This is a genomic window from Deinococcus detaillensis (assembly GCF_007280555.1).
Taxonomy (GTDB): Bacteria; Deinococcota; Deinococci; order Deinococcales; family Deinococcaceae; genus Deinococcus; species Deinococcus detaillensis.
Genome location: NZ_VKDB01000054.1, coordinates 1 through 6,399, shown reverse-complemented (window position 1 = coordinate 6,399; position 6,399 = coordinate 1). Strand labels below are relative to the sequence as shown.

The window sequence follows — 6,399 nt, the reverse complement described above, 5'->3', positions numbered from 1 at the left end:
TTGCTGCTCGATGTCGCGCTCCTGCTGACGGAGAATCTGCTGGCGAGCATCCCGCAGCGTCCAGGCAGGAATACCCGCTTCGCGCGCGAAGCGGGCCAGACTTAGCTGCGGCTGGTCTCTGAGCAGCTCCTCGTAGAGCACGAGAAGCGCAGCTGGACTCAGAGATCCCGTGCTTTTTTTGCGATGTGGAGCGCCAATTCCTTCTCGCCAACCAGGACCTTGAGGCGCTCGTTCTCGCGTTCCAGTTCGCCATGCCGGTCATCCGTGCGGTTCCCAGCCAAGCGGGCAGGCCCGATACCGGTGCCGTTCTGTCCAAGACGCGGGCACGACCTGCTTCCAGAAATTGAGCTTTCCAGGTGTGAATCAGGCTTTCATTGACGCCATGCTGCCGGGCCGCCTCTGCCACATTGAGCTGGCCGCCGAGCACCGCCAGCACGATCTGCTCTTTGGTGTCGGTCGGCCACTTCTTTCGCTGTTTTCCCATAATTTCCCTCCAGTGTGCCCTACCCTCGCAAGTGGGCGGACATTTTTGGAAGGATTTCTTGGAGCATTACCCGCTAAATGCCAGACCCCGCAAAGTTCTGGGGTGGCAGACCCCTCATGAGGCCTTTGAACGCGCACTACACGGGGTTGACGCTGCTGTTGCGATGACCGCTTGAATCCACCCAGTACACGAGTCATTTGTTTCAAGCTGCACTGGTTCAGATTCGGGCGCGGTGCAGTATGAGTCGCAAAGGGGAACGCTGGGACAACGCCGTTGTGGAGAGCTTTTTCAGCTCCCTAAAACGGGAGCTGTTCGACGAGACGATCTTCGAAACCCGAGCGGTTGCCAGGCAAGCCATTTTCGAGTTCATTGAGGTCTTTTACAACCGCCAGCGCCGCCACTCGTCTCTGGGCTACTTAACACCCGCCGACTTCGAACTCCAAGCTACAGCCCCTCAACTACGCGAAATCGGGGCAAGCCCACCCAGAACGGTTGAAGTGTTGCGTAATTCCGCGTTCGTATGCCCATTGCTCCAACGCTTTGCTGATGAACTCTGGCCCGTTGTATGTCACAAGCGTGTTGGCTGAGCACGCTCAGCCAACACGCTTGTGAGCAGCCGAGCTACATCCGCACCCGTAATGGAGGTGCCTACATGCATGATCAAGCATTCTCTCGTAAAGTCGCTCACGACGTTCAGCACTCGGAACCGTCTATCTGAAGCGAGCTGATCAGACATAAAATCTATACTCCAGCGCTGATTAGCGGCAGAAACCTGTGGCTTCTGCACCCGTTCCCAGACAGCCAAGCACTCCGCCCAGTAGATCCGATACACCCGTTTGTGATTGGCGATCCGCCCTTCGCGCGTCAGCAGGGCATAGAGCCGCCGATAGCCAGAACGGGGGCTTTGCTCAGCCAACTCACGCAGCCGAGTCTTCAAAGCCAAGTCTTTTTCCTCTCTAGGGCTGCTTCTGTCGTGCCTTTGAGTTGAACGCCAGAAAACCAGTAGCCGGCACGCTCGCCGCTCTGTAAGACTGAACTGCCGACAGACGAAGCCCACCACTTGGCGCTTGATCGGCGTCTGGGACTGTGATGTGGCTTCGGGATTCACTACTTTTTTGCGACCACCTCTTTGAGGATCAAATTGTCGAGCGACAAATCAGCTACCAGCCTTTTGAGTCGGCGATTTTCTTCTTCCAGCAAACGAAACCGTTTGGTTTCGTCCCTTATCATCCCGCCGTAGTGCGCTTTCCAGCGGTGGATCGTACTCACCGCTACCCCCGCCGTTCTGGCGACCTCGCCAATCGGTTGACCTGCCTCAACTTGACCCAAAACCTCCAACATCTGCTGTGAGGAGTGGCGTCCTCATGAGCGTCCGTTCACGATGATTCGGTGTACCGTTTTCCTTTCATCGATCCTCCAGCTTGCCACTGAATTCGCAACTTTTTTGGATCGAGATTTGGGGGTCATGTCACTACGACACGCCGCAGATGTACTGCCATATCGACGGAATTTCATCTGTGCAAAATTATGCCATAATGAAATTCCACCGATATGCACTTGTAAATGGATATAATGATGTACAGTTGTTTTGTGATTATTACAGTGGCTGGTTTTAAGGGTGGTGTAGCCAAGACCACGACGGCAGTTCATCTCGCGACATTTTTTCAGCGGCTTGCGCCAACCATGCTGGTCGATGGAGACGCCAACCGCAGCGCTTCACTATGGGCTTCACATGGACACCTGCCATTTCAGGTGTATCCCGAAGGACAGGCTATGAAATATTCGCGCCAGTTTGAACACATCATCATCGACACTGGTGCCCGGCCAAGCGCCGACGAACTGCGCGACTTGGTCGGCGGCTGTGACCTGTTGGTGCTTCCGACCAATCCTGAAGCCATGAGTCTAGACGCGCTTTTGCAGACGACAGAAGCGCTCTCGGCCATTGGCGGCATGTACCGAATTTTGCTCACACTCATTCCGCCCAGTCCGTCTAAGGAGGGAGCGGAAGCCAGAGCGCTTCTCCAAGAAGAGGAGCTTCCGGTTATGAGCGCATCGATTCGGCAAACATCAGCATTCAGACACGCCAGCGCTCAAGGCCGGTCAGTCGAATCGGTCAAGAACTCGAAAATGGCTAAGTTAGCTTGGCTCGATTACGAACGTGCCGCGCGGGAGATCGCGGCGGCGGCAGGAGAGCGGCATGACTAAATTCAGTGGCCTGCGCGAAGCCAGAGAGCGCCGCAAACAAGACGATTCCGCTCTGACGCAAGTTGATTCACCATCAAGCAGCGTAAGTCCAAAAAAAGTAGGGCGTCCGCCGGGGAAGCGTTCAAATCCCGATTACCAGCAGGTGACGGCTTTGCTGCATGCCCAGACGTATCTCAAAGTTCGCCAGCGGCTCTTGGCAGAAAATCGTGAGGTCAGTGAACTGATCAACGATTTGTTGGTCGATTGGCTCAAGACATAATTTTGCACAGTTGAGCACATGGTCTTTCAATTGTGCAAAATTATGTCTTTTTCTAAATCTTCTCCACTCCATCGCTTGAACACCCTTGGAGTAGACATGAGTGCTGAACCAAGTAGGTAGGCCAGCCAAGCGTTCCAGACGGGCAGTGCGTTGGTGTGGCGGTGGGTCAAGGCGAACAAATCGTTTGGGTGGCTGTAAAGATCAAAGCTCGGAAAAGTGGAGCTGGACGTGCGCGAGGCCAAGCCGACTGAGGAGTACGGCAAGTGGCAGGGGAGGGGAGAGGAAATATTCACCCCCTCCTGAGATCTACACTTCCGCTTTATTCCTCAGCCTGGGTGAGACTCAGCGTGCTGGGTAGGAATCCACGCTGCTGGAGCACTTCCAGAATCTGCAAAGATTTGGGCACGTAATGGTCTGGATCGTATTTGTAGGGGCTGGTATACATCTGCGCGAGCGAGGTAATGCCGCCCTCATCGCACATGGCCTTGAGACGCGGCACAGACATGTACCGTTGCCAGCCGCTCTCTTCCCGCGCCTGATACATGTCTTTCAGCTCGGATGTGCTGGGTTTCTGGTAGGCTTCGTCGTGCACGAAAGACTGTGTGGGAAGGCGCTCACGCCGCTCTGGGCGCTCGTCGGGAACACCGACCACGATGGTTGTGATGGGCAAGCAGGTTTCGGGGAGATCCAGTTGCTCGGCAATTTCTTGCATGGCGTGGAGTGTGCTGCCCATATAGCAGATGCCGTAGCCTCGTGCTTCAAAACCCAGCGTCACACTCTGGGAGATGAGCATCGTTTCGTTGGCGGCCACCTGATACCCCAAAAAATTGTTGAAGTTATCCCTTGCTCCGCGCAGCTTCAGCCACTGCCGCGTGCGGTACCAGTCGGCGCAGAACGTGATGACCAGCGGCGCTTGAAGGATAAATTCTTGTTCGCCGTGCAACTCGTACAGCTGGCGTTTCCGAACTGGGTCACGGGTCAGCACCATGGAGTAGCTGTTGAGGTTGCCCGATGAGGACGTCCCAGTCACGGCCTCGTGTAGCACCTCGTCAATAATGGACTGGGGAATGGCATCGGGTTTGAACTGCCGAATGGAACGGTGTTCTCTAAGCGTCTCTGCCACAGTTTGCATATTGAGAGTATAGGGAGCTGGATCCGGCAACAAATCTAAAGTGCGTCTGAAAACTCTGTCAGGAAGCCTGACGCTGTCCTGGCGGTACGCTGAAGGATGGACAGAAAGCCGTACGACACAGACCTGACGGATACCGAATGGATCACGCCTGAACCCTTGTTTCCAGCACCCCAGACTGTGGAACGTCCTCGAACGTGGTCGCTGCGAGACATCCTGGACGGCATTTTCTATGTCATTCAGGGTGGAAACGCCTGGCGGCTGATGGCACATGACCTGCCACCCTGGTCGACGGTGTATCACTATCACCGGGCCTAGCGACTCTGAAGCCTCTGGGAGCGTGTGCACACAGTGCTGCGGGAAGATGTTTGTACCAGCACTGGGCGTGAAGCCACGCCCAGTGCCTCCATCATCGACAGTCAATCCGTATGGACGACCGAGGCGGGAGGCCCACGAGGCTACGACGGCGGGAAAAAAATCAGTGGGCGCAAACGGCACATCCTCGTCGATACCTTGGGTCTGGTGATGGGAATTGTGGTGCATCCAGCTGACATTCAAGACCGCGCAGGCGCGGGCCTCCTCTTCAATAAGGTTCACAACCGCTTTCCCCGGATGAAGCATGTTTGGGCAGATGCAGGGTACACAGGCAAACTGGCCTCGGAGGTCAAACTGCACTTAAACTGGAATTTGGAGATTGTGAAGCATCCCTGGTCTGGCAACATCAGAACCTGGGCACCTGTCGATCAACCACCACTGACCTGCTCCCGCAAAACCGGTCCAAGTGAGAATAGAGTGTCTGGCACACTGAGGGGTACCGTCCCCGGAGGCCAGCATGAAGGGAAAAAAGTTCACCGATGAGCAGATCAGTTTTGCGCTCAGACAAGTAGAAACCGGCGTCACGATTGGTGAAGTTTGCCGCAAGATTGGCATCGCCGAATCGACGTTTTTCAACTGGAAAAAGAAGTACAGCGGGTTGGGCCTGAGTGAGTTGCGTCGTCTGAAGCAGCTCGGAGAGGAAAACCGCAAGCTCAAAGCTTTGGTCGCCGACCTCAGCCTGGACAAGGCCATGCTTCAGGACGTGGTCGCAAAAAAGCTCTGAAGCCCGTCCAGAAGCGCAGTTTGGTCGGTCATTTGCAGCGGGCCTACCGGATCAGCGAGCGGCGAGCGTGTCGGGTGCTCAAGGTGTGGCGCTCGGTTCAACGCCATCAACCGCTGGTGGACGCCCAGGAACCGGTCATCCTGAAACGGATGACCGAGATCGCTCAGACGAGGGTGCGGTACGGCTACCCTCGCATTCATGTCCTGATGGCCCGTGAGGGCTGGCAGATCAACCACGAGCGGCTCTACTGGCTCTACCAGCAGGCTGGATTGAATCTGCGGATGAAGCGGCCACGACGCCGGGTATGTGCCGCGCACGCGCGGCGCGTGAACAACCCACTCAGGCCAACCAAGTCTGGGCGATGGATTTCGTCTCAGACGCATTATTTAATGGGAAGCGCTTCAGAATGCTGACCTTGATTGACATCTTCACGCGAGAATGTCTGGCCATCCATGCGGATCAAAGCATCAAAGCTGAGCGAGTGGTTGAGATCGTCACCGAGGCAACCCGGGGCCGGGGTGCCCCGGGCAAGATTCGAGTAGATAACGGCAGTGAGTTCATCAGCAAAGCGCTGGATTTATGGGCCTACCAGCGTCAGATCACCCTTGATTTTTCTCGTCCAGGACGACCTCAAGACAACGGTCACATCGAATCGTTCAATGGGAGTTTCAGGGATGAATGTCTCAACACCCACTGGTTTTTGTCGCTGGACGACGCCGCTGAGAAGATTGAGAAATGGAGGATCGACTATAATGACGTCAGGCCGCATTCGTCGCTGGGAAATCTTGCTCCAGGAGCGTTCGCAGCGCAGTTTGCCTTGACCCACCGCCCGCTGGAAACTCCATCCTGACCCGGACCAGTTTTTGGGAGCACCTCAAGATAAGATTTGAAGTGCAACTGGACTGGACCGACGACGGGGGGAACCTCAGCCAGGGTCACGCAAAACGGAGGTGCTGTTCAGCACATCCATCACCATGACGGCCGCGATGATCATTGCTTCTACCGTGCGCGTTTCTTGATGGAGTTCCCGTTCCGAGACGGGAAGCGGCCAAGCGTGGTCATCCGCATTGTTCTGGCCAAGAAGCAATTTACTGGTTGAGCGAGTGCCAGTCCAGGCAGGTCGAAGGGTAATGCTCCAAGAAATCCTTCCAAAAACGTCCGCCCACTTGCGAGGGTGGGGCACACTGGAGGGAAATTATGGGAAAACAGCGAAAGAAGTGGCC

7 protein-coding genes and 3 pseudogenes are annotated in these 6,399 nt (G+C 55.7%); 6 read left to right on the top strand and 4 right to left on the bottom strand.

Features of this window, described 5'->3' with window-relative positions:
- Positions 1–484: transposase (locus FNU79_RS19850; RefSeq protein WP_225430185.1), on the bottom strand; the 484-nt coding region annotated here is incomplete at its 3' end.
- A 179-nt stretch (positions 485–663) separates the two neighbouring features.
- Between FNU79_RS19850 and FNU79_RS18495 the strand changes: the two are divergent.
- Positions 664–936 (top strand): annotated as a pseudogene (locus tag FNU79_RS18495) (integrase core domain-containing protein); the annotation flags it as partial.
- Between the two features lie 116 nt (positions 937–1,052).
- Here FNU79_RS18495 and FNU79_RS18490 read toward each other — a convergent pair.
- Both FNU79_RS18490 and FNU79_RS18485 read right to left on the bottom strand, forming a co-directional pair.
- On the bottom strand, positions 1,053–1,541 hold the full coding sequence (locus FNU79_RS18490) for an IS3 family transposase (protein ID WP_225430187.1): 489 nt from the start codon (positions 1,539–1,541) through the stop codon (positions 1,053–1,055).
- A gap of 50 nt (positions 1,542–1,591) precedes the next feature.
- Positions 1,592–1,831: pseudogene (locus FNU79_RS18485) on the bottom strand (transposase); the annotation flags it as partial.
- A gap of 243 nt (positions 1,832–2,074) precedes the next feature.
- Here FNU79_RS18485 and FNU79_RS18480 point away from each other — a divergent pair.
- Both FNU79_RS18480 and FNU79_RS18475 read left to right on the top strand, forming a co-directional pair.
- Positions 2,075–2,689 carry a ParA family protein gene (locus FNU79_RS18480; RefSeq protein ID WP_143722266.1) on the top strand — a complete coding sequence of 205 codons (615 nt, stop codon included), beginning with the start codon at positions 2,075–2,077 and terminating at the stop codon, positions 2,687–2,689.
- Positions 2,682–2,948: a hypothetical protein gene (locus tag FNU79_RS18475; protein WP_143722265.1), complete on the top strand. Its 267-nt coding sequence runs from the start codon at positions 2,682–2,684 to the stop codon at positions 2,946–2,948. The genes FNU79_RS18480 and FNU79_RS18475 overlap by 8 nt, the downstream gene beginning before the upstream one ends.
- Positions 2,949–3,267: 319 nt before the next feature.
- Here FNU79_RS18475 and FNU79_RS18470 read toward each other — a convergent pair whose 3' ends face one another.
- A complete protein-coding gene (locus FNU79_RS18470) occupies positions 3,268–4,080 on the bottom strand; it encodes a nitroreductase family protein (protein ID WP_143722264.1) in 813 nt (270 codons plus the stop codon).
- A 96-nt stretch (positions 4,081–4,176) separates the two neighbouring features.
- Between FNU79_RS18470 and FNU79_RS19575 the strand changes: the two genes are divergently transcribed.
- From FNU79_RS19575 to FNU79_RS18460, 3 genes and pseudogenes are all read left to right on the top strand, one after another.
- Entirely contained in the window at positions 4,177–4,395 is a 219-nt protein-coding gene (locus FNU79_RS19575; RefSeq protein ID WP_225430184.1) for a transposase, read from the top strand.
- 24 nt (positions 4,396–4,419) lie between these two features.
- Positions 4,420–4,935 carry a transposase gene (locus FNU79_RS19570; protein ID WP_225430183.1) on the top strand — a complete coding sequence of 172 codons (516 nt, stop codon included), beginning with the start codon at positions 4,420–4,422 and terminating at the stop codon, positions 4,933–4,935.
- Positions 4,910–6,026: pseudogene (locus FNU79_RS18460) on the top strand (IS3 family transposase). The gene FNU79_RS19570 and the pseudogene FNU79_RS18460 overlap by 26 nt, the downstream one beginning before the upstream one ends.
- The last annotated feature ends 373 nt before the right edge of the window (positions 6,027–6,399 follow it).

Coding starts and splice junctions, on each gene's coding strand:
- FNU79_RS18475 (WP_143722265.1), top strand. CDS start 2,682: ATGACTAAATTCAGTGGCCTGCGCGAAGCCAGAGAGCGCCGCAAACAA.
- FNU79_RS18470 (WP_143722264.1), bottom strand. CDS start 4,080: ATGCAAACTGTGGCAGAGACGCTTAGAGAACACCGTTCCATTCGGCAG.
- FNU79_RS19575 (WP_225430184.1), top strand. CDS start 4,177: ATGGACAGAAAGCCGTACGACACAGACCTGACGGATACCGAATGGATC.